The sequence below is a fragment of the Butyrivibrio sp. NATIVEDY162 genome, assembly GCF_045999815.1.
Lineage (GTDB): Bacteria > Bacillota > Clostridia > Lachnospirales > Lachnospiraceae > Butyrivibrio.
Window position 1 is genome coordinate 1976959 of sequence record NZ_CP172573.1, and the last position, 24937, is coordinate 2001895.

Below are 24937 nucleotides of genomic sequence, written 5' to 3' on the forward strand. Positions count from 1 at the left end.
CCCTCATTTAGTTGTAATTATGCGTGTCATGCACGCTTGATTTCGTCCTGATTGCTAAAGCTTATAAGTAGCACTTTCCGAGAGCATCCATTCTCTCGGCAATCTGCCCCTCTGTAAAATTCTTGAGGGTCACTACTCTGGTACATTTGTGAGTATGGCATTTTATCATGATGCCGTTCATAGCCGGAGCCGTCCTGTCTCCGGTCAGTGCGTAGGAGATCCGCATGGATTTCCTGCACTTCTTGCAATAAAAATCAATCGCCTGCATTCGGCTCTTCACCTCCAATTCACCAATTTGATCTGAAGTCTGAAAAGGAAAGGGAAAGTCACCTTTACAGATTACTGCGAAACGTTGATTAGTCGATCCGCAAAGCGAGCTGACTATAATACCCCGAGGTTCGGGCAGCTCACCAAAAGCCTCTATATTCAGTTTTTCTTCCTGCGCAGAAAGAAGATAGTTCATATCCTCCTACGCGTGTAAACAATCATAGGCATGTTCATTACCTCCATCCCAAACAAGCAGCGAACCAAGTTCCGACCGCCGAAGGTTAGCGTGGTCCGCAAGCCCCTTCCCATAAAGTTGCTTGTGTATGGGGTATCATTCTGCCGGCCGGCCAGTACGTGTACCCCTTACGATTACTTAATATAAAACAAGTCTAATTTGATTTCAATAGAAACATGTTTCTGTTTTCTAATTATATTAGATTTTCCTATTGATTTTATCCGCCCTATGAAGTATATTAGATTCACAGACGTGTGGGCTGTATCCCGCACTTAGAAAGAGGTCACTTATGGACAATATCGGAAACATATTTGCAGCATATCGGAAAAACCTGAAATACTCACAGCAGGATATCTGCGATAAGCTTACCGGAATGGGAATTCCTACCAAACCTGCAGCATATAGCACCTGGGAGACCGGTAACAGCATTCCGAACGCAGTACAGTTTCTTGCGATGTGCAAGATCCTCGGGATCACGGATATCTTCAATCAGTTTATAGGAGGACACAATCCGGACGATCCTATGGCTGAGCTAAACGAAGAAGGCAGGGCGATGGCACTAAATTACATTGACCTGCTGAAGGGCTCCGAAAAGTATCAGGCAGCTCCCGTCCGTATCCTACAGCCTGTCAGGATACTCAATCTCTATGATATGCCTGTATCCGCTGGAACCGGTCAGTTTCTTGACAACGATAGCTATGAAGAAGTTGAAGTCGGACCTGAAGTTCCTGAGACAGCTGATTTTGGAGTACGCATCAGTGGAGACAGCATGATGCCGAGATACCTGGATAAACAGATCGTGTGGATCCAGAAGACAGATGAACTGAATGATGGAGAGATCGGGATCTTCTACTACAACGGAAACGCCTACTGTAAGAAGCTTCTATGCAAAAAAAAAGGAACGTACCTCATTTCACTGAATGACAAGTACGATCCTATTGAGATTGCCGAAGGAGAAACCTTTAAGACTTTTGGCCGGGTTGTGAGTTAGAGTCCAGATTATTGTACATGTTGATTGCTACAATATAATTGCTCCCAGTATCAGGTCAACCAAAAAGGAGGGATTATATGGCAGTCAAAAATGATCTGAAGAAGCTGCGCAAGGAACAGCGCATAAAACAGGCCGATCTTGCAATAGCTGTCGGTATGTGTGAAAAAAGCATCAGCAACATCGAGCTTGAAAAGAATCCGGCCAGCCTTGAAACAGCTCTTCGTCTTGCAGCATATTTTAAAGTCTCTGTGGAAGATATCTTCCATCTGGAAACGGAAGAAAATCAATAAAGGCCAGTTGATCCTGTGTCATCCCGCTGGTTTCTCTTTTGCGCTTTATCTCGCACCCTATATCGTGGAAATCAAATTTGCGCTCATCGCGTTCAAATTTCATAGACATCACCCAATGTAATTTTATATTTCAGGTAGTAGTATTTGAACGAATTACATTTTCGTGCAACTGCTGACTTGAACACACCGGTACTTTCGAGACTAATCTTCGTTGATCTAACAGTATAAAAAGAAAACTTTTGAATTATACTCCAAAATACTTGACCGATTCGGTTATTGGTGCTATACTCTAAATAACCGAAACGGTTAATATGTAAAAAGGAGGAAATGAATTGGACAAATTTTTGGCCCTGACCGAAGAAAAGAGATTGACCATTCTCAATGCGGCGTTCCAGTGCTTCGGCAAGTTTGGTTATGAAAAAGCCTCAATCAATGATATTGCGGTAGCCGCACACATTTCCAAAGCGTCTGTGTTTCAGTATTTCGGCAGTAAAAAGCAGCTCTACATTTACCTACTGGAATACTGCAAGAAAATCATAGAGGGAATATTTGACAAGGAATCCCTCAATTCCCAAACAGATTTGTTCGACAGAATCCTGGCATCCAGCCGCATGAAAATGGAGGGACTCCAAAATCAGCCTTTTATCTTGCAGTTTATTACCAGTGCCTGGGAGGAAACTTCTCCCGAGGTGGCAGATACGCTAGCGATCCTGACGGAGGAGGCCAGCGGATTCCGAAACGATCTTGTTCTGCGGGAAGAGGATGCTTTGAAATTCAAAAACCCGGAGGATGCCCAGCCGGTCTTTCAAATGCTGCTTCTGATGGCCGAGGGCTATGCGGCCCGGTACCGTGGGGCGGCGGCCTTCGATTTTCAGGCTGTCATGGAGGATTTTGAGGAGAACATCGCAATTCTGCGGAAAAATTTTTATAAGGAGGAATATCAAAAATGAGTAAGCAAGCAATCGTCTTAAACCAGCTGACCAAGCACTATGGAACCCATCGGGGGATCAATGACCTCAGTTTCTCGGTGAATGAGGGCGAGTTTTTCGGCTTCATTGGCCCCAACGGTGCAGGAAAATCCACCACCATCCGCACGCTGATGGGCCTGATCCATCCCAGCGGCGGCAACGCCTCTATTTTCGGTCTGGACTGCCAGACCAAGGCCAGTGTCATTGCCAGAGATGTGGGCTACCTTCCCAGCGAGAACAGCTATTATGAAAACATGAAGGTGCGGGAACTGCTGCAATACACCGCTGACCTGTACGGCATGGACTGCGAAACGAAAATGTATGAGCTGTCTGAGCGCCTCAATCTGGATCTGACCCGGAAAATCGAAGACCTGTCTCTGGGTAACAAGAAAAAGGTGGGTATCGTGTCTGCCATTATGACTTCACCCAAACTGATCATTATGGACGAACCCACCAGCGGGTTAGACCCACTGATCCAGCAGGCTTTCTACGATATTCTGAAGGAGGAAAACAGCCGGGGCGCTACCGTGTTTTTTTCCTCCCATGTGCTGAGTGAGGTACAGAAACTGTGTGACCGGGTGGCCATTCTGAAAGAAGGACATCTTATTGGCATACAGCCCATCAAAGAACTGCGTGAGAGCGGCTATAAAAAAGTCACTCTGAGTGCAAAGGAGGCTATCCCTCGCGATTTCTTTAATTTGTCCGGCATTGCGAACTATGCGGAGACTGCGGACAAGACCTCTGTTTCCTTTATGTATAGCGGCAATATCACGGCGATCATTGACAAGCTTCACCTGCTGCATTTGGACGATGTGCTTTTGGAAGAGCCCTCTCTGGAGGAGATCTTCATGCACTACTACGAGTAGGGAGGTGTCAGGCATGATCATTTTGAAATATGAACTGAAAAGGCACCGCAAATATATTTTGGGTTGGGCCATCGCCTTGGCTCTGTGTGTTTTTGTGATGACGCCTACCTATTACAGCTTTATGGATGTTTCCACCGGAGACCTCTATGAAACGCTGGGTACGAGTGATTTTTACAAGGGCGTTGGCGTGTCCATGGAATATCTGACCTCACCGTTGGGCATTTATGCGTTTCTCACCAGCTTTTTTATGATTGCGTCCGGTATTTTCGGGATGCACTTCGGTATCGCCATTCACACCAAGGAGTGCTCGGAGCGAACCTCTGAATATCTGTTTACAAAACCCCATACCCGAAAAACGATTTACTGGGCAAAGGCGTTCACGGTTTTTTTCGGCGTAGTGGTCGTGAGCATGGTATATCTTCTCGCCTCTTTTTTGGCGCTGGCCCTGTTTCGCTCCGGTATTGACTGGGGAGAGTTCTTTCTGATTGCTCTTTCCCTTATGCTGGTCACGCTGTTCCTTGCAGCTATGGGGCTTTTGGTAGGAATTCTTTTTTCACGCAATCGAAGCCCACTTTTGACCGCCGGGTTAATTGTCTTTGTCGAGTACTGCGTCACCAGCTTCTCCAACATTGTCAGCAACCGTGCCATTAGTTTTCTGTCCCCGTACTCGTTCTTTAGTGCGGCTGAGATTTCCAAATCTGGCTTTTATGAGTTGGATTACTTGGGATGGTGTGTGCTGCTGTTTGCCCTGTTTTTGGTGCTTTCTTACGGTGTCTTTCTGAAAAAAGACATTCAGTTCCGCAGCTAAGGAGGTGTGAACATGAAAACATTGATTAAAAACGAATTCCGCCAAACCAGAAAGACCCTGCTGATCTGGCTGGGGATCATGTTACTGCTGTGCGGATTCTGCTATTTTGAACTTTTATCCTTGAAGGACAGTTTGGATGAGATGGCCCGGACAGTCGACCAATTCCCTCGCTTGATTATGATCATGTTCGGTGTGAAAGGGGATCTCACGACTGCCCTTGGTTGGTACGCGTGTATCTATTTTTGGGAGGGGCTGTTGGCCTTTGCCTATGCAATCTCTCTGGGCCTGTCCTGTGTGGCGAGGGAAAAGAAATTTGGAACATCCGAATATCTGTTCACAAAGCCTGTGGAGCGAAAAACCATAGTTTTGGCAAAGGTGATTGTTTCATCGGTGAACCTGTTGGTATTTTCCCTGTTCAGCGGTGTGTGCAATTACTTTGCGGTCATCCTCCCGATGGGGGGACTGGAACAGCCGGGAGCTGGAACTGCAACTGTGGTTGGAATGTTCTTGACACAACTTCTGTTCTTTGCCTTGGGCCTACTGTTTGCCAGCCTCTTCAAATCTTATAAGGCTGCGGTTCGTGTCGGTACGGTTTTCGTATTGGCCGCCTATGCTGTCGCCATCACCGCCGAGTACGCTGGGAACCGTTTCTTAGACTATCTGACCCCTCTGCGGTACTATGATGTGTATGAAGTAGCACTAAATGGCGTCTATCTTTCCTCCATCGTCTTAACAGTACTCATTGTGGGCGCGTGTGTAATGGTTTCTACAAGGCGGTGGAAACTGCGTGAGTTGTAAATGTAATTGTCCATAGATATTCTACTATCTGATGAAAAACAAAGAATGAAAAATACCGAATGGCTATTATGCCCCAACTGCAACAACAAAACGAGAATTAAAATCTGTGATAATACAGTACTTGAAAATTTTCCGCTATACTGTCCGAAGTGCAAACAGGAAATAATAATCAGCGTAAAACAATTCAATACCACAGTTATCACAGAGCCAGACGCATAGACGCAGAGCCGATAACCCGTTAGCCTTGTGCTGCGGATTATCGGCTCTTTTTGCTTTTAAGATAGAAAAGGAGACAAAACCATGAGTAATTCTATTAAAGACAGCGCACAGGCTTTCGCCGTCAATCAAGTGCTGAAATATGTTGACAGCAATCCGCAGGAAGCATTCCCCAAGTTGTTAGATTGGGCGGATAAGTTCGATAAGGATAACCTCTATCTCACACAGCGCCAGCAAATCCGTAAGGTGATGGAGCAGCCTGACAGCAACTGGATGCGCCTGATCAACAGCCTTTGGACGGACATTGATTCTGAAGTCCGCAAAGTGTTCTTCCGCAATTTTATTGTCAATGCATCTCTCTTAGGCAGCCGCAAGCAGGTGGCTAATCGTGAAAAGTACGGCTGCAATATCCCCTGGGCAATCCTGATGGACCCCACTTCCGCCTGCAACCTTCATTGCACCGGCTGTTGGGCGGCAGAATACGGTAATAAGCTGAATCTGAGCTATGAGGAACTGGATGACATCATCAATCAGGCCAATGAACTGGGAACCTATATGTTCCTCTACACCGGCGGTGAACCTATGGTACGCAAGAACGATCTGCTCCGCCTGTGTGAAGCGCATCCTGACTGCGTATTCTCTGCCTTTACCAACGGTACCCTTATCGATGAGAAGTTTGCCGATGAGATGCTGCGGGTGAAGAACTTCTACCCGGCCATCAGCATTGAAGGCTTCGAGGAAGCTACTGATTTCCGCCGTGGCAAGGGTACTTATCAGGCTACTATGCGGGCGATGAAGATTCTGAAAGAAAAGAAGCTGCCTTTCGGCGTATCTGGGTGCTATACCAGCAAGAACATCGACTCCATCAGCTCGGATGAGTTCTTCGATCATCTGGTGGAGTGCGGTGCGAAGTTCGCATGGTTCTTCCACTATATGCCTGTGGGCAACGATTCCGCTGTGGAGCTGCTCCCGTCTCCTGACCAGCGTGAAAAGATGTATAACCGCATCTGCGAATACCGTAGCACAAAGCCTATTTTCACAATTGACTTTCAGAATGATGCGAAATTTGTAAACGGCTGTATTGCTGGTGGCCGCAACTATCTGCATATCAATGCCAATGGTGACATTGAGCCTTGCGCTTTTATCCATTACTCTGACTCCAACATCCGTGAAAAGACCCTGCTGGAAGCATATCAGTCTCCGCTGTTTATGGCCTATCACGACGGTCAGCCCTTTAATGATAATATGTTCCAGCCGTGTCCTATGCTGGAAAATCCTGAATGTCTGCGTAGCATGGTAAAGAAATCCGGTGCCCATTCTACCGAGTATCAGTCCCCGGAAAGTGTTGACCATCTGTGTGATAAGACTACACTTTATGCAGAAACCTGGAAGCCGAAGGCCGATGAGCTGTGGGCTGCTTGTCAGGGCTGTAGTGGGTGTAAGAAGTGATGGACGGCTATCAAATTTTCACAGATGCCACCTCAGATCTCGCACCGGAGTTAACCGCAGGTCTGCCATCTGTTGAAATGATTCCTATGAATGTTGAGATCGGCGGAACAGAATACTCATATGGTTCCCCGGAAGGAATCACAGCCAAGGAGTTCTACCGCTTGCAAAGAGCTGGGAATTTTGCAACGACCTCACAAATCAACCCAACGATTTATTTTAAGCATTTTGAACCCTGTCTGCGACAGGGAACCGATATTCTGTATCTCTGTTTTTCCTCTGGTCTGTCAGGTACATATCAGTCTGCGTTTTTAGCGGTTGAAGAACTACAGCAGGAATATCCGGAAAGAAGAATCATCTGCATTGATACGCTTGCTGCCGCAGTGGGTGAAGGGTTTTTAGTCAGAGAAGCTGCGAAAAAGCAGAGGGAAGGACTGTCTATTGATGAATTGGCTTCTTGGGTCATGGAACACCGATTAGAGGTATGTCATTGGTTTACGGTTGATACCTTTACCCATTTGAAACATGGCGGGCGGGTTTCAGGTGCCGCAGCCGCAATGGGAACGGCTTTGCAGATCAAACCGTTGCTTCATGTGGACAGCGAAGGAAAGCTGCAAGCAGTGGAAAAACCTCGTGGAAGAAAAAAGGCTGTTACCACTCAGATTGCCCGAATGGAACAGGGCTGGAAACCTGAACTTGGTAAATCGATTCTGATAGGTCATGCCGATGACCCTGAAGCAGCAGATATGCTGAAAGAAAGGTTGTTGGAACAATTCCCGGATTCTGAGATTTGTATTGCTTATATTGGCCCTATCATCGGAGCACACACCGGTCCCGGCGCACTGGCATTGATTTACTGGGGAAATAATCGATGACGGAGGATTTGTAGATACGCAAAAAAGCATTCTCCATCATAGAAAAATATAGTTTTGTTTAGAGCTGCCGGGTAACTTATGCTCGGCAGCTTTGAACTGTCTGCTAGAAGTAGTAGGAGGTGAACATATGGTTCCGCATGTATTGGGCGTAGGATACGCCTATAATGAATATGAGGTTACTGCTGGCCGATGGAAAGAATTTGAAATTGAATTTGACTATGCTGATAATATTAAACAAGCGGCCGCAATGCTGTCTTTTAAAGAATATATATGCGTAGCTATTTGCTCTGATGTGATTCCACAAGACGATTTGGATATCTTGAGACAAAAACGTGCGGTACCAATTATTGTTGTGCCACCTTCATATTCGGAGGAACAGCGGTATGCATGTGTCCATTTTGGTGCTGCTCAATATTTACATACCTATAATCATCCTATGGTAGAAATGTTTTCAGAGAAAAATAGTATGAGAAATTGTTTGAAAATACCAAAAGATAAAAGAAGACCGCTAACAATCATCACTGTGAAAGACTTGTCTTTCTGCTTAGAGTACAGGTCTGTAGAGATAGCTGGGGTATGCATTGATTTGACCGAAAAAGAGTTTGATATTCTTGCGCTGCTAATTATGAATCAACGGCAAGTCTATACTTATGAAATGATAATGGATTCTGTTTGGCATGATGATTTTTCGTTTTATTCACGCAATGCGATTTCAAGCCATATAAGTAATTTACGGAAAAAGTTAAAAAGTTCGGAAACTGCATCAGAACATATTAAAAGCATTCGAGGAATAGGCTACAAATTCGAAGTATAGGTATTTCTTGTGCAAATCTTGTATAAATCTAAAGTAAATCTTGCTTTCTGTTCTATACCATAGCTCTCAATAATGGCGAGCAGCTGTTAATTGAGTAATGGTTCAATGAAAACGCGGCTTGCTGAATAGCTGCCGCTTTATACTGCGTAGACAGAAAGGTTATTTACAGCGGCATATAGGAGGATGCCGCTTTGTTTGTTTTAACCTTTTACAGTTCTCATAATCTTCACTTGCTAAAAAAAGCGTAGCTCCTCCTCCGGGGCAGTACGGCAATCTGCCGGTATTATCGTTCTGTGCAAACCGGAATAATAATGGTCTTTTTTGTTGCGCCAGTTTCCTGGAATGGGAGACTGGCGCTTTTGTTTGCCGTTTTTTGCCGAATGTCCCCAAACGGCCTCGATGCCGTTCCCCGCCTCCATTCGATTCACCCGCTAATCACCCGTGAATCGAAATGGAGGTACATAATGCAGAAAATCAATCTTCGGGATCTGTATCCCGATGTTTATAAAACCGATGCCTTTTTGGAAGTAACCGATGAAGTACAAGCGGTGTTTCAGGCTGACGAGCGAGCTGAAGCAGCCTATGAGCGAAAAATGTATCGCTATAAGGCGCAGTACTCCCTGGACTGTGAGAATGGAATTGAAAATGCGGTCCTGCGAAAGCCGGAGACGCCGGAGATGCTTCTGGAGGAAAAGCAGCTGCGCGAGCAGATTTACTCCGCCGTGATGGCTTTGCCGAAGAAACAGGCAAGGAGAATTTACGCCCGGTACTATCTGGGGATGAGCGTAAATGAGATTGCCAGAGCCGAAGGCGTAGATCCGAGCCGTGTTCGTGACAGCATCCGGCGTGGGTTGAAACAGTTAGCAAAATATTTTTGATAAACTCATTTTTGCCTTTTGAGACCCTCCCACACTCCATTATCCACATATCATGTCCAAAAAAACGGACTTCAACTGGTTTTTTCACAAATTGGCAAGCAATGCATTTGTCCGACAAATGCGCAGGCCTGCTTGTTGGGAGTTGCTCCCAATCCCTTCAAACATCAGATTATCATCTGCTGATCCACGCCCCGCTCCGCGGTGCTGAGTGCTTCTGCCTAAAAGCCAGAAACAAAAAAAGAGGGGCATCCCACCGGATGTGATTCCGATGAGATGCTCCTAGGGACTAAAGTCTCTCTTCTTTTGTTTTTGCTTTTTCTCTCGCTCTGGTTTCCTCTTCTTTTTCAAGATTTAGGAACCGCTCGATGTCATATTTTGCCGTAGCGAAGTCCGTCATGTCCTGCTTGGCTTTTCGGTATTCCCGGTAAGCCTCCTTCTTCCTGGCAAGGAGTTCTGCATATTCTTCGTTCAGCTGTTTGACTGTCGGAAGCTTCTCCACTCCTAACTCAGAAAATGCCTGCTTCGCCGCTTTATGAAGAGTGATCTCTTCGCGGTGAGCTTCGAAGAAGGCTTTACTGTACCCTGCCTTTCGGTAAGCCACATAGATATCCCTGGTCTTGGCATAGTTCAAAATATGCGTCTTTAAGACCGAGATCTCTGCCATCCTTTTCTCAGCTGACTTGATCGTGTTGGATAGTTCATTGAAGTGATCAGCAGCTTCCTTGGCTCTCTGATTTAACGAATCAAGGTCCCTGATGTTATGCTCCTCTAGGAAGAGAAGCGCCTTGGCCACCTGCTTCACATTGTAAACCTTCGCCCATCTCTCATATCCGGCTCCTTTGCCCTGGGCAAGCTTTGCCTGGATATCGATGAGCATGTCCACCTTCTTTTCAGGCTTCGCATTTTGCTTCCGGATCTCAGGGTCACGCTCCATCTCGCCGGAGATGATCTTCTCAAGATCGTCAGGTCTGTATCCTTCCCCGAGGGACTTAAAACGGATAAACCGCTTCTGGTCTTTTCTCTTTATGGCTGGATTCTGGCCACGCTTTATCTGGTACTCTTCCTCTTCCAGGAGACGAAGCAGCTCTTCAAAATCTTTCGGATTTCTCGCGATTGCCCTGTCGATCGCATCACGGATCGCATCTCGGTATGACTCTCTCTTTGGATAATCTGTCCGTTTTTCCTGATCCCGATACTGTTTTGGTTTGATGACCGACAGCCCGTGTTCCAGGCACAAGGTATCACTCAGATGCCGGACCACCAAGGATGATAAAAAGAAATTCCTAAACTTCTTGGTACCGGAGATATTTGTGGAATTGAAGATGATGTGATTATGAATATGAGCCTTATCAGTATGGGTCGCAACGATAAATGCATAGTCGCCTTTTGTAAATCGTCTTGCCAGTTCGTAGCCGATCGCATTGGCTTCCTCCGGTGTGATCTCACCGGGCTTAAAGGACTGCCTGATCTGATAAGCGATCACATCATTCGTTGGTACCCGGTGATTTCTGATGTACTGACTTCTGTCGGAATAGAATTCCTGATCTACGATCTGTGGGTTACACTCATAGGCAGTTACATATTCACCCTTTTCAGTTTTTTCTCCGTTCTTCGCATAATCGACTCTGTCCTTTAAGCACTGCGAGACGGTCTTGCCCTTATTCTCATGTAAGGGGATCAGTCTTGTAGCTGCCATGAATGCCTCCTAAATACTCGATAATCTTTCCAGAATCTCACCCATCCGGGCGAGGATTTCCTGATGTCCTTTCTGCAGATCTTTTATATCTGCCTCATAGATGCTGCCGGTTTCATTTGCTCTTTTTGCGTACTGATTGAGATTATTGGAATTGATGCGAAGGAGGCGAAGCACCTCCTTCACATCTCCCAGATCAACATTTATAACATATCCGTTCAGTGCCATCTTTCTGATGTATGCACTGGTATTTGTCATCCCGGCTTCACGCATACGCTCACGAATCAGATCCCATTCTTCGGGAGTGACACGGGCATATACCATTCCGCCCTGCCTTGACATTTCAGATCCTCTCCCGGTCTCCGCACAGCACGCATCCGGTCACAGGCTTTGCACCTTCAGGAACAGGAACCGGCTCCTGCAGCCTTTTTAAGACCGACTTCTTTTTCTGCTCTTCCTCGATGACTTCGGCAGCACTTACCTGGCAAACGGGCTTGGGTTCAGGCAGGTTATTGATGACTCCATCGAAGGAATTATCATTCTGCTCAACCATATCCTCGATGCCTCTCATGGGATTTCTGCTCACTGAAGGACCGGCACCGGGAGTCTCTTCAAAGGAACCTGCGACCTCATCGATCTCAGTTTCAACTGCTCCACCAACCTCATCCCATTTCCGGATCTTCGTCCTCTTCTTTTTCTCCATATCACTTCGCTCCTTTCGTAAAATCTAATGTGAACTGCGGTATTCCGTTATCCGATACGGACAGAACAACTGTGGTATCATAGGTCTTTCCCGTTTTCACGGATCTGCACTTTTTAAGCTTCGCCCTGCCTCTGGACAAGAGCTGCTCTGCCACCTGCTTGGTCAGCTTCTTTGAAAGAGAATCGAAGAACCGGTTATCCTTCCAGAGCGCGAACTTACAATCATTATTCTCGCAAAAGAAGCCCTTGGACTTCTCAATGACATCAGCTCCGCAGTGAGGACATTTCCCAAGAGGCGCATATGCCGGTTTCATCAAAACCTCTGCGTCCTGCACGATCTCATAGGTATCAACCAGCTCTTTTACCATGCTTTCGATCTCATCCATAAACTGATCTGCACTGTAGGATTCCTTCTCCACCTCCAGGAGCTTTTGTTCCCATTCGGCAGTCATGGATGCAGACTGAATCGCTTCCGGGATAACTGTGATCAGCATCTCGCCCTTATGAGTCGGAACAAGATACTTGGTCTTCTTATCACCCTTTCTTTCGATAAAACCGATACGGACAAGCTTCTCGATGATGCCTGCACGGGTTGCCGGAGTACCGAGACCTTTACGCTCAGCCTCATCCGGAGTCTCATCACTACCCGCTTTTTCCATTGCGGAAAGCAGCGTATCCTCCGTATAGGATTTCGGAGGCGTGGTCTTTCCGGCTTTCACACCAGCCTGAGTGATCTTTATCTCATCACCTTCGTGAAGAGAAGAAATGTCGCCCAGTGCAATATCATCCGGATCATCCTTTTTCTTCTCACTGATCTTTACCACTCCTTTCCATCCGGGATCTGTCACAGACTTTCCTTTTGCCGTAAATCGCTCGCCTGCGCATTCACCCTCCAACACTGCCTCTGCATAAATACAGGGGCTTGAAACAGCCTCTAAGAGCCTTGTAGCGATAAGCTTAAGTACTTCTCTTTCTCCGTTTGGAAGTTCCGAAAGATCTGCCTTATCGACAGATGCCGTAGGGATGATTGCATGGTGATCTGTGACCTTCTTACTGTTGATAACACAGTGATGATCCTGTACTTCGGTAGGCTTAAGACCACTGACCTTTTCCGCTTTTGCGATCAGGTTCGGAAGTGAAGCTTCCATATCATCGGTCAGATACCGGCTGTCGGTTCTCGGGTAAGATACCAGCTTCTTTTCATACAGGGACTGGGTATAATCCAGCGTCTGCTGTGCTGTATAGCCAAGTCTCTTATTTGCTTCACGCTGCAGAGAAGTCAGATCAAAAAGCGCCGGAGCCTTCTCTTGCTTTTCCTTTTTCTCCGCCTTTGTGATCGTAAGCTTTCCGGCCAGCGTGCACTTAATAAGTAGTTCCTTAGCTTCTTCACTGCTGCTAAGTCTCTTACTCCCCAGATCTCCAATCTCAGTACTAAGTATCACGGTATAAAAATCCTCCGGTCTGAATGCTCTGATCTCAGCTTCACGTGCTACAGTCAGCGCAAGTGTCGGTGTCATCACACGTCCCACATTGAGAGTCTGACCATACAGGGAAGAAAATAGCCTGGTGGCATTGATACCAACGATCCAGTCGGCACGTTCTCTGCATAGTGCTGCTTCGTAAAGTCTGTCGTATTCCCTTCCGTCCTTGAGACCTGCAAAGCCATCACGGATTGCTTCATCTTCCATCGAAGAGATCCAGAGCCTTTTCATGGGCTTATTGCATTTCGCCTCGTCATATACCAAACGGAAGATGAGTTCACCTTCTCGTCCGGCATCACATGCGTTTGTAACACAGTCCACATCATCCCGGTGGAGCAGATCCTTCAAAACCTTAAACTGCTTTCTCGTAGCGGCGGTTACCTGATATTTAAATTCCTCAGGGATGATCGGAAGGTCTTCCTTCTTCCAGGTTTCATATTTACTGTCATAGGTTTCAGGTTCGGCAAGCTCAACCAGGTGCCCGACGCACCAACTCACAAGATAGCCACCTCCGGAGAGGTAGCCATCCTGCTTGTCAGTACATCCAAGGACCTTAGCGATCGACTGAGCCACCGAAGGCTTCTCAGCAATCACCAGGTTATTCGCCATAAGTGCCCTCCTCAAGCTCTCTTAAAATCCTTTCTGCGTATTCGCAGCACTTCTCATCAGACCCACAATCTTCATCGTCCAGATCCTCGTCCCAGAAGTCGTCGTCATCATCGTCGTACATATCAAGCTCACGGAAAGCATCTCTTCTCCTTTTGTGACAGATGATCGCCATGACGATTCCTCCAACAACAGCAACTCCGGCTACAATTCCAATGATCAATTTCTTACGCATATTCATTTCTCCTCCTTAAATAGCTTCCTGAAGGTCCTTCTTCGGATCCTTCTTGGGTGATTTTGTTTTCTGTGACTTTGCTTTCTCAGCCTTCAGTTTTTCTTTTACCGAAGTCTTTTTAGCACTTTTCTCTTCCTGCGCTTTCTCAGGCTTTTCAGCCTCCGGCTGTTCCATAGTGATCTCGATCTTTTTGTCAGTCTGATAGGAACCGAAATCTACCGGAGGTTCGATCTTGATAAAGCCGATGGGCTGACCGGCCTCCGGATTATCGAAAGGGAGCTCGTCACCGTGAGCCGCGATAAACTCTTCTACTTCCTTCACACTGTCGCGTGCCTGCAGTTTCTCATCGATCTTCACGATCATGTCGGATGCAGTCTTTCGGATGGTATCCAGGGATGCCTTCAGCTCCGGCACTTCTTTATCCGCAGACCAGGTCGCAACGTAGGCGAAAGAATAATCCGAGGTATCGATGCCATAATGCTGGCATACAACGTAAACAACGGATTCGGCTTCCGTCTCTTTCTGATTCTTGGACTTCTTGTCACCGGATGCATCCATAGCATCTTTGGAATGAAGCGCCTGGTGTGCAGCTTCATGGATCGCAGTCTTAACGGTCTGTGCCTCGCTCATGCCCTCCTGGATAGCGATACGGTTCTCTTCCAGATGGAAGTAGCCCTTTGCACCGGAAGGGATCTCCTCGAAGGTGATAGGCACGGGAACCACTTCCTTGATTGCATCAAAGAGTGCGTTATAACCTTCCACGGTTCCTGTAAGTTCTGTTGTTCCCAAAGTGGGAATCGGATCACCTTCCGTCTGACTCACATCAAAGGTGCTGACCGGCTTAAAGGCATTTACCGTGATCTCCACTGTTTCCTTTACAGGCTCACCATCCTTATCCAGGATTGGTTTTCCGGAAGGATCTGTCTTATCCTGCTCTTTCTGCATCTTGTAAGGTGACGGAGCCAGAATACGGATTCCCTTCTCGCCTTTTCTTACGAAACGGTTCATGTCCTTCCAGCCGGTGAACGACTGACACATGGTGGCATCAGGTTTCTGCAGCATGATCAGGATCTGATTGTTCACGGAATATCTGGGGAGCTTCGCGCAGAAGTTCAGATAATCCTTATAACCATCGGATGTGAAAATATCCTTTACTCCCTTTTCCAGCTTTGTAGTGATCTCATCCATCTCGGCCTTACGAGCTTCTGCTGCAGCCTTGGGATCAAACTTGCTCTTATCAAAATCTGCCATGTTACTTGCCCTCCTTTTCAGGTTTCCTGTTTACGGTCTTTGCTTTCTCCTTCATCTGAGAAAGTCTGTCCTTAACGGAAAGAGCAGGCTTTTCAGCCTGCCCCTTCATCGCATTTACGTATCCTTCAAAACGTGATCTTCGTGCCATTATTCCTCATCCTCCTCTTCATCGTTAGGCTCCTCATCATCAAGATCGATGATCTCGGGCTCTTCAACTTTTTCATCCTCACTTATGATGTCATCCACCTCATCGGCAAGACCGTCGAGCAGATAATCATCCTCATCCTCGTTGTAATCCGCATCGGGATCCGGACCGTTATCTACCTTAGGCTTTTTGTTCTTAACCTTCGTGAAGTAGAAGTATCCGCCCGCACCGCCAAGAGCTAAGATCAGCACGATAACTAACGCACCGGAGCTCTTCTTTTTCACAGGTTCCTCAGGCTCTTCCTCGGCCTCAGGTTCCTCTGTGGGAGTAGGCTCCTCAGTGACTGCAGGTTCCGTCTCCTTAGCTTCCTTCTGGGCGATATAATCGTTTACCGCGTCCTCATCCATAAGTGCCAGGAGGTCTGCTTCATCAACCATATTTAAGAAGTGAACAGTCTCTGTTCCGTTATCATCACGGTCGATGATGATGTAAAAGTAATTACCGGCCTTAGTGACAACGGTTATGAACTGCTTTCCTGCCTGGCTGGGCGCACCGTAATCATCCACAAGAGTCATGTTGCCATCTGGAGTAAGAGGTCCCCACTCTTCCTCAGGTTCCTCTGTAGTTTCAGGTGTCTCCTCTGCAGGAGCCTCAGGATCCTCCGTCTCCTCATCGCCGCAGCAGAGAGTGTAGTCGATCTTGCAGAGCTCACAGTCGGGATTGATGCAATCCTCAGTGCACTTATGCTCGCAGGTGCATTCATATCCGCCGGCATGTGCCATGATGGGAGTCGTCCCAAATAAAAAAGCTGCAACAATCGCTGCAGCTGAGATCATTCTGATCTGTATTTTGTTTTTAATTCTCTTCATCTTCGAAATCCTCCGTTTCGTCTTCGTTTTCAGTTTCATCATCAGTGGCATAAGCACTTCTGTCGGATTTTTCGACAAAAGCATTCCCACTGCCTGCCGCACCAAGCTTCCCGCTGGTGGCAAGCTTTAAGAACTCAGCCAGCTGTTCGGGCTTCAGCTTCAGTGCACCGACATCAGCCAGGATCTGTTCATTCTCAGCTTTTTCAAGCTTTTCCTGAGCAATCCTAAGCTTTGCCTTATCATCTTCTATTCTTTGCTCCCAGCGCTTTACTTCTGCGCGGAGCTTATCAAGTTTTTCGTACATAAGTCCTCCTTATCTGATTCTTCCGTAGCAGTAAAAATGCTGCCGCCAATAGTTACTGTCATAGCTTGCATACTGGATCGGATTACCGCAGTGGATCATGATCTTATTTGCCGGATCGACTACGATCCCCACATGACTGGCGCCGGATGTATCATAAGTTCCCTGGAAAAAGATCAGATCTCCGGGCTTTACATCACTTGTGTTTACCCTTGCGGTCGTATTCTTCCATCCGTTTGCGGTGAGTCGTCCATAGTTCCATCCGTTCCCGCAATTGTTGATCACATAGCTTACAAAGCCTGAACAGTCAAAGCTGGTTGACGGACTGCTTCCTCCCCACACATACGGATATCCGAGATACCTTTCCGCTTCATTCAGCATATTTGCAAACTGCTGATCCGTAAGATATTCCGCAGGAACATCATAGTCCTGGTATTCTTCAGACACGCCCGGATTTGCATAAGGGTTATCACCAAAGATATCCGGTTTATTCCCTCTCATCTCCAAGATCACTGCGTATCTCTGCAGCTGTTCCTCGGTAAGCCCCAGTGCGTTTACCGCAGCCTGTATGCCGTTATTGGTGAGCTTCGTCTTCAGGATGTAATAGTCATACTCAACTTCCACTTCGTAGGTGTATTCTTCCGTAGTGGTCGTACCGTCTGCATGATGGATCGTCCTTGTTCCCGTTCTTTCCTCCGTCCGGGTCCTGGTCTCCACGACCTGTGTAAGGGTCAGCGTATACTGGTAATCTTTGATGGTCTGCAGCATCGACTGAACTTCGCTCTCCGTATAATCTTCGTATAGGACAGTAAGAAGCGCTGCCAGCTCAAAAGGATTATGAGCGATCTCACTCAGATCATATTGATATTCGTCATACCCCGGATGATCAGTCTCGATTCTGTTCACGGTATTTTGCAGATCCGTTTCAAGTGAAACATAATCGCCTTCAACCGCTACGATGTCAGCATCCTGAGCAGTAAAGCTTGTTGCCAGGATCGAATTGCTTCCACCACCTGCCATAAGTGAGCATGAACTGAGCGAGCCGGAAATGACCAGGACGATGATCAGTACCGCACCTGCGATCAGGAAACCAAGAGGATGCTCCTCTATGAATTCAGCAACCATTTCGGCAAGTCTTCCTGCCATATCCTCCGCTTTATCGACGAACCTCTTCATGAACCCGCCGGATGCATTTGCCGTCTCTCTGGCACGTTCCTTAAAGGCCTGCTTCTGGATCTCCTTTTTCATGAGATTCTTCTGTGCCTGATGTTTTGCTGCATCACCCTCGGCAACTGTCGCATTTTTTGCACCGGTTCCTCCTTGGGTCTCGCCATGCTTCGAACGATGGAGCTTCACGCTATAACCATTGGCATCTGCAGATTTACCACCTTTCTTTTTGATACTGTAGATACCGGCTTCAGCTGCCTGACTTCCTGCTATGATCGCATCACCGCCGGCATTCTGGTCTTCATTGGCTTCATTCAGCTGATGTCTGATCTCAGCATTAACAGCGATATTCTTTCTTGCAGCCTTTCTTCCCTGCTTATGGATTTTCGCTGTCTTTTTGATCTCAAGCTTCGTTTCAGCTGTATCCGCTTTTCCGGTACGAAGTTTTTTACGCATGGCCTCTGCACGGGAAGTCTCATTCTTGAGCTTCCCGGCATGCGCCCTGCTTTGTGTCTGGTTTTCAGGTTCTACACGCCGTTTGGCGCCCTTATCCCTGGTGTAAATGCCTTCATTCATTTATCCATATCCTTTCATGCCTTAGCCTCTTCCTTCGCCTCAGTGATCTCAGAAAGCTTCGTAGTCATGATGCGGTAGAGCTCGATATCCGTAGGGAATCTGTCTACAAAAGGAAGTATTACATTGCCGTAAAAAATTAGCCCTTCACCGGCTCCGCTATGCGTTACATACGAAAGCTGATGAGGACTGATATTGAGCTGCTTTGCAAGGATCTGTCTGTCACCGACCGCCTGGTTTAACATATAAATGAAATCGGAGTTCTCAAAGATATTCTCGACTTCCTTCGATGCCAGAAGGTCTTTAACGTTCTGCGTGATACCGGTAGGAATACCGCCCCACTTTCTGAAACGCTTCCAGATCTCAACCGTATAGGCTGCTGTCTGATCTTCACGAAGAAGAAGGTGCATCTCATCCATGTAGTAACGGGTCGATCTGCCCTGGGCGCGGTTCTGGGTCACTCTGCCCCACACCTGATCCTGTACGACCAGCATTCCGATCTTCTTAAGCTGCTTACCAAGTTCCTTGATGTCATAGCACACAAGTCTGTTGGTGATATCTACGTTGGTCCTGTGATTGAACACATTCAGCGAACCGCTTACATAGATTTCAAGAGCAGTCGCAACATGCTTTGCCTCCGGCTCATCCTGTTTAAGGAGTGCATTGTACAGATCCTCTAAAAGAGGCATCTTCTCGGGTCTCGGATCTTCAAAATACTTCTGATAGATCTGATGGATACAACGGTCAATGACCGTCTTCTCTACCGGCTGTAAGCCCTCCTTACCGCCTACGATAAGTTCACAAAGGGACAGTATGAAATCTGCCTTAAGAGCGATAGGGTTATCATCATCCGAATAGTTCATGTTGATGTCCATCGGGTTGATATACTGCGTACTGGTCGGCGCGATCTTAATGACCTGACCGCCAAACCTTTCTACCAGCGGTGAATACTCTGCCTCGGGATCCGAGATGATCACGTCGTCGTCCGTTACCAGGAATGCATTTGCGATCTCCCTCTTCGCAGCAAAGGATTTACCGGAACCGGGAGTACCGAGGATCAGGCCGTTCGGGTTCTTAAGAAGCTTCCTGTCCACCATGATCAGGTTATTGGAGAGCGCATTCAGTCCGTAATAGAGACTCTCATCTCCTGACTGGAAAAGCTCCTGGGTTGTAAACGGAACAAAGATTGCGGTGCTGGAAGTCGTCATGCCTCTGTGGATCTCGATAAGGTTGTTTGCCAGAGGAAGCGAACTCATAAGTCCCTGCTCCTGCTGGAAATCCAGACGAACCAGGTTGCAGTTATGTTTCTGTGCGATAGACTTTGCCTGGAACACATTATTCTCCAGCTCCTGCTCCGTTCTTCCGGTATTCATGATGAGAAATGTAAGTAAGAACATTCTCTCATTCTGGCTCTGCAGCTCCTTAAGGAGTGCCTTTGCATCCTTACCGAAAGTCGCCAGATCCGAAGGAATGATATCCATGTCGTATCCGGCACGCACTGCCTTTTTCTGCTCCTCAATTTTGCTACGGTCAAGCTCCGTGATGGTATGCTTTACAGTTTTGATGGCTTCATTCTGATCCACCGACTGTATATGCATGGTCACGATCTGACTGGATTCCATGTTGAGGAAATCTGCCAGCATTCTGTCGCTGATATCCGATGCGTCGATGGACAAAAAGCTCATTGCCCCATAAAGACTTCCCATCGTAAATCTCTTTCCCGTAGGAAACGAAAAACTGCTGGGTGCGATAAAATCCTTTACGGAAAGACCGGTACCGGGAAGATACTTCCAATCGAAGTGGAATCTCTCCTTGTCTCCCATATGAAACTGCTGATGCATGAGAGCCAGTCTCTCTTTTCCGTTCAGGACTCTCGCCTGCACGCCCAGACGCTTAAAGTTATTTAAGATGTCTGTCTCGATGTGGATGATCCTGGGCTTTGCTGCCTTAATGGAATCCGCATGGATACCGAAGGTCAGATACTTGGTCTTCGTAAGACCGTTATTTCCTGCCTCCATCTGATGAAAGAGCATGGAACTGTACTCATCTCTGACTCCGTTGTACTCATCCTTTTTATGCGGGATGGCGATCCCGGTCCTGAAATCCTCCACATCCGTTGCCATGTTCATAAAGCTCAGTTCGAAGTGCACCGAGCTGTCAAAAAAGTTAAGGAATGCACACCATTCCTCAAAGATCTCTGTCTTATCCTCCTGCAGAGCAAGCTGATAGTTGATATCCTGGAACTGGATCGTCTTTGTGTAATAATCCGACCCTATCCTGCAGATACCGTCCTGAAACATTCTGTCGAAGGGAATCGACTGCTGTGCTGTCCTGGGAATGCCGTCATCATTCTCAGCTCTTTTGATGATCTCACGGATCTCCTTCTGATCAGCTCTGCTTAAATGCGCAGGCATTTTGATCTCTCTTTTTTCCTGCTTCTTAAAAATCGAAAACATCGTCTCCTCCTTTCCTTTTCTCCGGTCTCATTGCCTCGCTGTACATGATGATCTCCATGATCTCCTGATCCGCTTCCTCAAATCGTTTCAGCGCTGCATATTTGTTGTCTGTCTTATAAGGCCTTTCCTTGGGCCTCACAAAAGTCGCCTCGATCAAATGTCTTAAGATGACTTCCAGGTGCTGTCCGTTCTTCTCGTACATTGCCAGGAAAAAGAATGGCATCATGATGACCATCATTCCTATAGCTGCCGTACTTGTAGAAGCTATCTGCTTTATCAAAAAGAATGACGGCACCCCGATGAGTGCCGCCACTGAGAAGCAGATCAGCTGTCTTTTTGTCAGATTGAACATCACCTTACTCTTCACCTTCGTAAGATCACGAGGCACCGATATGTATGATGCTGCCATATTGTTAGTTCCTTTCTTTTAGTGCGCGTGGAGTATGCTCTTTGCGACCGCTCCGGTCTTAAAGAGTGTGAATGCCAGAAGTATCGTATAGCCCATGACTCCCCAAAGGGATCCGATGATATCGGACGAAAATGCTACGCTCTGGATAAGCACTGCATAGATTCCTACACACACCATGATCAAAAATCCCTGGAAGCCCAATGCAAACAGTGACCTTAAATAGTTCTGTCCGATCATGCTCTGCTCTCTGTTGCCAAAGGTTGCAAAAGGGATCGGTGCAAGAGATACCATCAGGTAGATCTCGATCATACGTGCATATACGATGACGAAGATCAGAGCCGACAATAAATACATCAAAAACTGAACCACAAAGGATTGTAAAAGTATTGATAAAAGCGGCCCGATGTCCATGGCTTCAAGGTTGCTCTGCATCGTTGCAAGCGTGCTGCCGTCTATCGCTGTAGTTCCGCCGATCAGTCCTCCTGCCTGGGAAACCACATGCTGCGCCACATCAAATACAGCCATGGTGATGTTCATCGTATTAGTTATCAAGGTTACTGCTACAAAGGTTTTGAAGATCCACTTCCAGAAGATCCAAGTTTCAAAGTTTGCCAGATTGTTATGGCCGATGACCAGCTGGATCAGCTCGTAACAGGCGATAAAAGTTAGTATCAAGCCGGCGATCGGCATGATCACGTTCTCGGAAAGAGTACGGATCATGTTGTAGACCGCCGGTGAAAAGTTGGCGGGAGTCTGTCCCACCTCAGTTGCAATCTGACCCACCTGCGCATTTACCGTGTCAAAGGTATTGGTGAGATTGCTCATAATGCCTGAAACAAGCAGCTCGCGAAACCAGTCCTCGATTGACTGAAGTATGCTGTCCACTTGTTACCTCCTGTTCTGTTCCCGGGAGCCGGGTTTCATTTCCCGGCTCCGCATCTTCCTCTTACGTTCTTATCAGAAAAGTCCGGAAAGAAGGGGTACAAGAGTGATACCGATGAGTGCAACACCACCACCGGCCATGAGCTGCTTCATGCCCTGGGACTTAGAGCCGGGGTTATCGTTACCGTAACCTTCCATGAGGTTGATCGCTCCCCAGATACCAAGACCTGCACCAAGAGCTACTACGAGAGTCTGAAGTACGCCTACTGCGCTGTTGAAAAATGCCATAATGTTAATCCTCCATAAAATGTTTTTGTTTTGTTTGTTGGTTTACGTGTTCTTTGCAGAAAGCCCGTCGACTGACCTTCCGCGATACGGCCGTATAAGAAAAGGCCCTCTCCGTGTGGAGAAGACCTTATTCTTCGGTGATTTCGATGACTTCGTATTTGTCATCAGGTTTCAATATTAAGTTGTGATTCAGGAACTTTTCGATATCGAATGTGTTCCTTTTGTCCGCATCTGCTGTGAGCGGATAGTTTGGATGCTGTGTTAAGTCATACTTACTCGATAGAAAAGGTCTTACGCCTCTGACCTGGACAATACATTTGCCTCCGTCCATGACCGCCAGTTCATCGATGCTCATAAGATCATGACCTAACTTTTGGTAGTTCATGTTGTAGCTCTGACTCGTTCCCCTGGTCTCCCCCGTGTTATACATGTCAATCGTCTCTTTACCAAGAGTAGTGTTGAGGTCCTTAAGAGTCGTCTGTTCAGAGCCGCCCAGAAAGATCTGGGAGTCGCAGTTACCGATGATGGTATCTGCATTGTCTTTGTAAATCGCCTTTAACTGCGATTTCGCCTGCAACACAAGTGCTGCAGATATCTCACGGCTACGGATGGTAGCCATAAGCTTCTCAAGATTCGGGATCTGTCCGATATTAGCTGCCTCATCGATAAGGCACCGCACATGTACCGGAAGTCTCCCACCGTACACATCATCTGCTTTTTCGCATAACAGATTGAATAATTGGGTGTACACCATACTGATCAGGAAATTGAAGGTCGCATCTGTATCCGACATGATCAAGAACAGTGCTGTCTTCTTATCTCCCAAGGTATCAAGTTGTAATTCATCGTATGCAGTGATCTCACGAAGCTCCTTTATATCAAAGGGAGCAAGCCTTGCACCGCAGCTCACGAGTATAGACTTAGCCGTCTTGCCGGCACTTAATTTGTACTTGGCATATTGCCTTACTGCAAAGTGATCCGGATCTCTTTCCGCAAGCTCATCAAACATGAGGTCTACAGGATTTTTGAACTCTTCATCATCCTCTCTGACTTCCATCGCATTGATCATTTCAAGTAAGGTTGAGAAGTTCTGCTCCTCCTCCGGCGCTTCATAATGGATATAACCTATCAGTGCTGAATATAACAGCTTTTCCGCCTTTTCCCAGAACTCGTCTCCGCCTTTCCCTTCGCCTTTTGTGTTGGCGATCAGCGTGGTGACGAGCTTTAAGATGTCCTTCTCGTCATGTACATATGCGAATGGATTATAATGCATACTCTTCTTAAAGTTGATGGTATTGAAGATCTTGATCCTGTATCCATGCTTTAAAAGTGCATTTCCGACCTCGGGCAAAACCGTGCCTTTCGGATCAGTCAAAACGTATGAACTGTGCATTTGTAAGAGGTTGGGTTTGATAAAAAACCTTGTCTTACCTGAACCGGATCCACCGACAACTAACGTGTTCTTGTTCCTGGCATATTTGGGCTGAGCCGGACGATTGTTCATCGTCAGTCTCTCTGTCTGTGACAGGATCACGTTATTTGCAAACACAGGATCCATATAAGGTTCTATGTCTGCATGTGTCCCCCACCTGGCAGAGCCGTATTCCTGGTTGTGCCGAAACTTCTTTGCATTCTTACTTTTCATATACACCGCCAGTCTCAGGATCCCGCCGATAGCAAGTCCTACGAGTAGATCCACCGGATGAAAGCTCGGAAACGGATTGGAAAATGCCGTTCCGAAATATCCCTCCAGGATAACACTCTGCAGCTTTTCCGAGGCATTGGTACCTCCTGCTATTCGGAATGCTTCTCCGATATTGGTTGCCACAAGCCCAACGATCACATAAGGGATATTCAGGATTATGAGCTTCTTTATGTTTATCTTTTTCATCGCTCCATCTCCTTCCGTTTTTCCTTATCCTTTCGAGGCATGGATGCCACCTTTTCCTTGAACTTCTTCAGTTTCTGCAGGATACTCGGGCGTTCCTTCTCGGCTGCCTTTTTACGCTTGGTCTGCTTTGCCGCATATTCTTTCAAAACCTGCGTGATCGCATCTGCATCTCTCGCCTTGAAGAAAACGGTATACTTAGGCGGATCTACATCCTTATCCTTAACGATCGCAAAATCCACACCATACTTATTGGCGATCTTCTTAAAATCCCTGATGCCTGAATCACCAATCTCCATGCTGGATACACCCTGCCCCTGACCAACAAGTTCTTTTACGGACTGTTTGCCATGAGGAGTATCCTTGGCCATTCGGTTTACATCCTTTTTTCTCTGATGATTTCGATGCCAGGCAGCCAGAGCTCTTAAGAGTAGCCGCAGTGTCACCTTGCCGGTTCTCACCGCTAAGCGTACCGTCTGATCTGAAACCTGCTCATTCACGCTCTCACTTCCTTTCCACTAATTCTTCACTATTGCTTC

At 46.9% G+C, this 24937-nt stretch carries 28 protein-coding genes; 11 read left to right on the forward strand and 17 right to left on the reverse strand.

Features of this window, described 5'->3' with window-relative positions:
• Positions 1 to 61: 61 nt before the first annotated feature.
• The gene (locus tag ACHCNF_RS08475) at positions 62 to 463 is read right to left on the reverse strand and encodes a hypothetical protein (RefSeq protein WP_408069395.1); all 402 of its coding nucleotides are present in this window, start codon (positions 461 to 463) and stop codon (positions 62 to 64) included.
• 328 nt (positions 464 to 791) lie between these two features.
• Between ACHCNF_RS08475 and ACHCNF_RS08480 the strand changes: the two genes are divergently transcribed.
• The 11 genes from ACHCNF_RS08480 (at position 792) to ACHCNF_RS08530 (ending at position 9452) form a co-directional block, all read left to right on the forward strand.
• A complete protein-coding gene (locus tag ACHCNF_RS08480) occupies positions 792 to 1493 on the forward strand; it encodes a S24 family peptidase (RefSeq protein WP_408069396.1) in 702 nt (233 codons plus the stop codon).
• A 77-nt stretch (positions 1494 to 1570) separates the two neighbouring features.
• Entirely contained in the window at positions 1571 to 1783 is a 213-nt protein-coding gene (locus ACHCNF_RS08485) for a helix-turn-helix transcriptional regulator (protein ID WP_408069397.1), read from the forward strand.
• Between the two features lie 332 nt (positions 1784 to 2115).
• Positions 2116 to 2733, forward strand: coding sequence for a TetR/AcrR family transcriptional regulator (locus ACHCNF_RS08490; RefSeq protein WP_248403997.1), 618 nt, complete (start codon positions 2116 to 2118; stop codon positions 2731 to 2733).
• On the forward strand, positions 2730 to 3617 hold the full coding sequence (locus ACHCNF_RS08495) for an ABC transporter ATP-binding protein (protein ID WP_408069398.1): 888 nt from the start codon (positions 2730 to 2732) through the stop codon (positions 3615 to 3617). Before ACHCNF_RS08490 ends, ACHCNF_RS08495 begins: the two co-directional genes overlap by 4 nt.
• 13 nt (positions 3618 to 3630) lie before the next feature.
• Entirely contained in the window at positions 3631 to 4425 is a 795-nt protein-coding gene (locus ACHCNF_RS08500) for a DUF2705 family protein (RefSeq protein WP_026649869.1), read from the forward strand.
• Between the two features lie 12 nt (positions 4426 to 4437).
• A complete protein-coding gene (locus ACHCNF_RS08505) occupies positions 4438 to 5223 on the forward strand; it encodes an ABC transporter permease subunit (protein WP_248404000.1) in 786 nt (261 codons plus the stop codon).
• Positions 5224 to 5268: 45 nt separating this feature from the next.
• The gene (locus ACHCNF_RS08510) at positions 5269 to 5442 is read left to right on the forward strand and encodes a cysteine-rich KTR domain-containing protein (protein ID WP_091131071.1); all 174 of its coding nucleotides are present in this window, start codon (positions 5269 to 5271) and stop codon (positions 5440 to 5442) included.
• Between the two features lie 81 nt (positions 5443 to 5523).
• Entirely contained in the window at positions 5524 to 6888 is a 1365-nt protein-coding gene (locus ACHCNF_RS08515; protein ID WP_002587447.1) for a radical SAM/SPASM domain-containing protein, read from the forward strand.
• Positions 6888 to 7760, forward strand: coding sequence for a DegV family protein (locus tag ACHCNF_RS08520; protein ID WP_002587448.1), 873 nt, complete (start codon positions 6888 to 6890; stop codon positions 7758 to 7760). The genes ACHCNF_RS08515 and ACHCNF_RS08520 overlap by 1 nt, the downstream gene beginning before the upstream one ends.
• Positions 7761 to 7887: 127 nt before the next feature.
• The gene (locus ACHCNF_RS08525) at positions 7888 to 8574 is read left to right on the forward strand and encodes a winged helix-turn-helix domain-containing protein (protein WP_016147206.1); all 687 of its coding nucleotides are present in this window, start codon (positions 7888 to 7890) and stop codon (positions 8572 to 8574) included.
• A 464-nt stretch (positions 8575 to 9038) separates the two neighbouring features.
• Positions 9039 to 9452 (forward strand): sigma-70 family RNA polymerase sigma factor, encoded by a 414-nt coding sequence (locus ACHCNF_RS08530; protein ID WP_350022461.1) that lies wholly within the window; start codon positions 9039 to 9041, stop codon positions 9450 to 9452.
• Between the two features lie 286 nt (positions 9453 to 9738).
• Here ACHCNF_RS08530 and ACHCNF_RS08535 read toward each other — a convergent pair whose 3' ends face one another.
• The 16 genes from ACHCNF_RS08535 to ACHCNF_RS08610 all read right to left on the reverse strand — a co-directional run bounded on the left by ACHCNF_RS08535 (position 9739) and on the right by ACHCNF_RS08610 (position 24898).
• Positions 9739 to 11148, reverse strand: coding sequence for a relaxase/mobilization nuclease domain-containing protein (locus ACHCNF_RS08535; RefSeq protein WP_408069399.1), 1410 nt, complete (start codon positions 11146 to 11148; stop codon positions 9739 to 9741).
• A gap of 9 nt (positions 11149 to 11157) precedes the next feature.
• Positions 11158 to 11487, reverse strand: coding sequence for a plasmid mobilization protein (locus ACHCNF_RS08540; protein WP_408069400.1), 330 nt, complete (start codon positions 11485 to 11487; stop codon positions 11158 to 11160).
• A 1-nt stretch (position 11488) separates the two neighbouring features.
• Positions 11489 to 11848, reverse strand: coding sequence for a DUF4316 domain-containing protein (locus ACHCNF_RS08545; protein WP_408069401.1), 360 nt, complete (start codon positions 11846 to 11848; stop codon positions 11489 to 11491).
• 1 nt (position 11849) lies between these two features.
• Positions 11850 to 13937, reverse strand: a complete 2088-nt coding sequence (locus ACHCNF_RS08550; protein WP_408069402.1) for a DNA topoisomerase 3 — start codon at positions 13935 to 13937, stop codon at positions 11850 to 11852.
• Positions 13927 to 14169: a hypothetical protein gene (locus ACHCNF_RS08555; protein ID WP_408069403.1), complete on the reverse strand. Its 243-nt coding sequence runs from the start codon at positions 14167 to 14169 to the stop codon at positions 13927 to 13929. Before ACHCNF_RS08555 ends, ACHCNF_RS08550 begins: the two co-directional genes overlap by 11 nt.
• A gap of 15 nt (positions 14170 to 14184) precedes the next feature.
• On the reverse strand, positions 14185 to 15420 hold the full coding sequence (locus tag ACHCNF_RS08560) for an ArdC-like ssDNA-binding domain-containing protein (protein WP_408069404.1): 1236 nt from the start codon (positions 15418 to 15420) through the stop codon (positions 14185 to 14187).
• 1 nt (position 15421) lies between these two features.
• Entirely contained in the window at positions 15422 to 15568 is a 147-nt protein-coding gene (locus tag ACHCNF_RS08565) for a hypothetical protein (protein WP_170848032.1), read from the reverse strand.
• Positions 15568 to 16434: a DUF4366 domain-containing protein gene (locus tag ACHCNF_RS08570; protein ID WP_408069405.1), complete on the reverse strand. Its 867-nt coding sequence runs from the start codon at positions 16432 to 16434 to the stop codon at positions 15568 to 15570. Before ACHCNF_RS08570 ends, ACHCNF_RS08565 begins: the two co-directional genes overlap by 1 nt.
• A complete protein-coding gene (locus ACHCNF_RS08575; protein WP_408069406.1) occupies positions 16421 to 16738 on the reverse strand; it encodes a DUF4315 family protein in 318 nt (105 codons plus the stop codon). The genes ACHCNF_RS08570 and ACHCNF_RS08575 overlap by 14 nt, the downstream gene beginning before the upstream one ends.
• 9 nt (positions 16739 to 16747) lie before the next feature.
• A complete protein-coding gene (locus ACHCNF_RS08580; protein WP_408069407.1) occupies positions 16748 to 18478 on the reverse strand; it encodes a C40 family peptidase in 1731 nt (576 codons plus the stop codon).
• Between the two features lie 14 nt (positions 18479 to 18492).
• Positions 18493 to 20889: a VirB4-like conjugal transfer ATPase, CD1110 family gene (locus tag ACHCNF_RS08585; protein WP_408072213.1), complete on the reverse strand. Its 2397-nt coding sequence runs from the start codon at positions 20887 to 20889 to the stop codon at positions 18493 to 18495.
• Positions 20890 to 20914: 25 nt separating this feature from the next.
• Positions 20915 to 21340, reverse strand: a complete 426-nt coding sequence (locus ACHCNF_RS08590) for a PrgI family protein (RefSeq protein ID WP_408069408.1) — start codon at positions 21338 to 21340, stop codon at positions 20915 to 20917.
• Between the two features lie 18 nt (positions 21341 to 21358).
• Positions 21359 to 22225, reverse strand: a complete 867-nt coding sequence (locus ACHCNF_RS08595) for a VirB6/TrbL-like conjugal transfer protein, CD1112 family (RefSeq protein ID WP_408069409.1) — start codon at positions 22223 to 22225, stop codon at positions 21359 to 21361.
• Positions 22226 to 22297: 72 nt separating this feature from the next.
• Positions 22298 to 22510 (reverse strand): Maff2 family mobile element protein, encoded by a 213-nt coding sequence (locus ACHCNF_RS08600; RefSeq protein WP_091687645.1) that lies wholly within the window; start codon positions 22508 to 22510, stop codon positions 22298 to 22300.
• Positions 22511 to 22637: 127 nt separating this feature from the next.
• Positions 22638 to 24401 carry a VirD4-like conjugal transfer protein, CD1115 family gene (locus tag ACHCNF_RS08605; protein ID WP_408069410.1) on the reverse strand — a complete coding sequence of 588 codons (1764 nt, stop codon included), beginning with the start codon at positions 24399 to 24401 and terminating at the stop codon, positions 22638 to 22640.
• Positions 24398 to 24898, reverse strand: a complete 501-nt coding sequence (locus tag ACHCNF_RS08610) for a PcfB family protein (RefSeq protein WP_408069411.1) — start codon at positions 24896 to 24898, stop codon at positions 24398 to 24400. Before ACHCNF_RS08610 ends, ACHCNF_RS08605 begins: the two co-directional genes overlap by 4 nt.
• Positions 24899 to 24937 lie beyond the last annotated feature (39 nt).

Coding starts and splice junctions, on each gene's coding strand:
- ACHCNF_RS08520 (WP_002587448.1), top strand. CDS start 6,888: ATGGACGGCTATCAAATTTTCACAGATGCCACCTCAGATCTCGCACCG.
- ACHCNF_RS08500 (WP_026649869.1), top strand. CDS start 3,631: ATGATCATTTTGAAATATGAACTGAAAAGGCACCGCAAATATATTTTG.
- ACHCNF_RS08540 (WP_408069400.1), bottom strand. CDS start 11,487: ATGTCAAGGCAGGGCGGAATGGTATATGCCCGTGTCACTCCCGAAGAA.
- ACHCNF_RS08590 (WP_408069408.1), bottom strand. CDS start 21,340: ATGGCAGCATCATACATATCGGTGCCTCGTGATCTTACGAAGGTGAAG.
- ACHCNF_RS08575 (WP_408069406.1), bottom strand. CDS start 16,738: ATGTACGAAAAACTTGATAAGCTCCGCGCAGAAGTAAAGCGCTGGGAG.
- ACHCNF_RS08515 (WP_002587447.1), top strand. CDS start 5,524: ATGAGTAATTCTATTAAAGACAGCGCACAGGCTTTCGCCGTCAATCAA.
- ACHCNF_RS08535 (WP_408069399.1), bottom strand. CDS start 11,148: ATGGCAGCTACAAGACTGATCCCCTTACATGAGAATAAGGGCAAGACC.
- ACHCNF_RS08505 (WP_248404000.1), top strand. CDS start 4,438: ATGAAAACATTGATTAAAAACGAATTCCGCCAAACCAGAAAGACCCTG.
- ACHCNF_RS08480 (WP_408069396.1), top strand. CDS start 792: ATGGACAATATCGGAAACATATTTGCAGCATATCGGAAAAACCTGAAA.
- ACHCNF_RS08545 (WP_408069401.1), bottom strand. CDS start 11,848: ATGGAGAAAAAGAAGAGGACGAAGATCCGGAAATGGGATGAGGTTGGT.
- ACHCNF_RS08525 (WP_016147206.1), top strand. CDS start 7,888: ATGGTTCCGCATGTATTGGGCGTAGGATACGCCTATAATGAATATGAG.
- ACHCNF_RS08555 (WP_408069403.1), bottom strand. CDS start 14,169: ATGCGTAAGAAATTGATCATTGGAATTGTAGCCGGAGTTGCTGTTGTT.
- ACHCNF_RS08600 (WP_091687645.1), bottom strand. CDS start 22,510: ATGGCATTTTTCAACAGCGCAGTAGGCGTACTTCAGACTCTCGTAGTA.
- ACHCNF_RS08495 (WP_408069398.1), top strand. CDS start 2,730: ATGAGTAAGCAAGCAATCGTCTTAAACCAGCTGACCAAGCACTATGGA.
- ACHCNF_RS08580 (WP_408069407.1), bottom strand. CDS start 18,478: ATGAATGAAGGCATTTACACCAGGGATAAGGGCGCCAAACGGCGTGTA.
- ACHCNF_RS08530 (WP_350022461.1), top strand. CDS start 9,039: ATGCAGAAAATCAATCTTCGGGATCTGTATCCCGATGTTTATAAAACC.
- ACHCNF_RS08485 (WP_408069397.1), top strand. CDS start 1,571: ATGGCAGTCAAAAATGATCTGAAGAAGCTGCGCAAGGAACAGCGCATA.
- ACHCNF_RS08565 (WP_170848032.1), bottom strand. CDS start 15,568: ATGGCACGAAGATCACGTTTTGAAGGATACGTAAATGCGATGAAGGGG.
- ACHCNF_RS08585 (WP_408072213.1), bottom strand. CDS start 20,889: ATGCCTGCGCATTTAAGCAGAGCTGATCAGAAGGAGATCCGTGAGATC.
- ACHCNF_RS08570 (WP_408069405.1), bottom strand. CDS start 16,434: ATGAAGAGAATTAAAAACAAAATACAGATCAGAATGATCTCAGCTGCA.
- ACHCNF_RS08550 (WP_408069402.1), bottom strand. CDS start 13,937: ATGGCGAATAACCTGGTGATTGCTGAGAAGCCTTCGGTGGCTCAGTCG.
- ACHCNF_RS08510 (WP_091131071.1), top strand. CDS start 5,269: ATGAAAAATACCGAATGGCTATTATGCCCCAACTGCAACAACAAAACG.
- ACHCNF_RS08475 (WP_408069395.1), bottom strand. CDS start 463: ATGAACTATCTTCTTTCTGCGCAGGAAGAAAAACTGAATATAGAGGCT.
- ACHCNF_RS08605 (WP_408069410.1), bottom strand. CDS start 24,401: ATGAAAAAGATAAACATAAAGAAGCTCATAATCCTGAATATCCCTTAT.
- ACHCNF_RS08560 (WP_408069404.1), bottom strand. CDS start 15,420: ATGGCAGATTTTGATAAGAGCAAGTTTGATCCCAAGGCTGCAGCAGAA.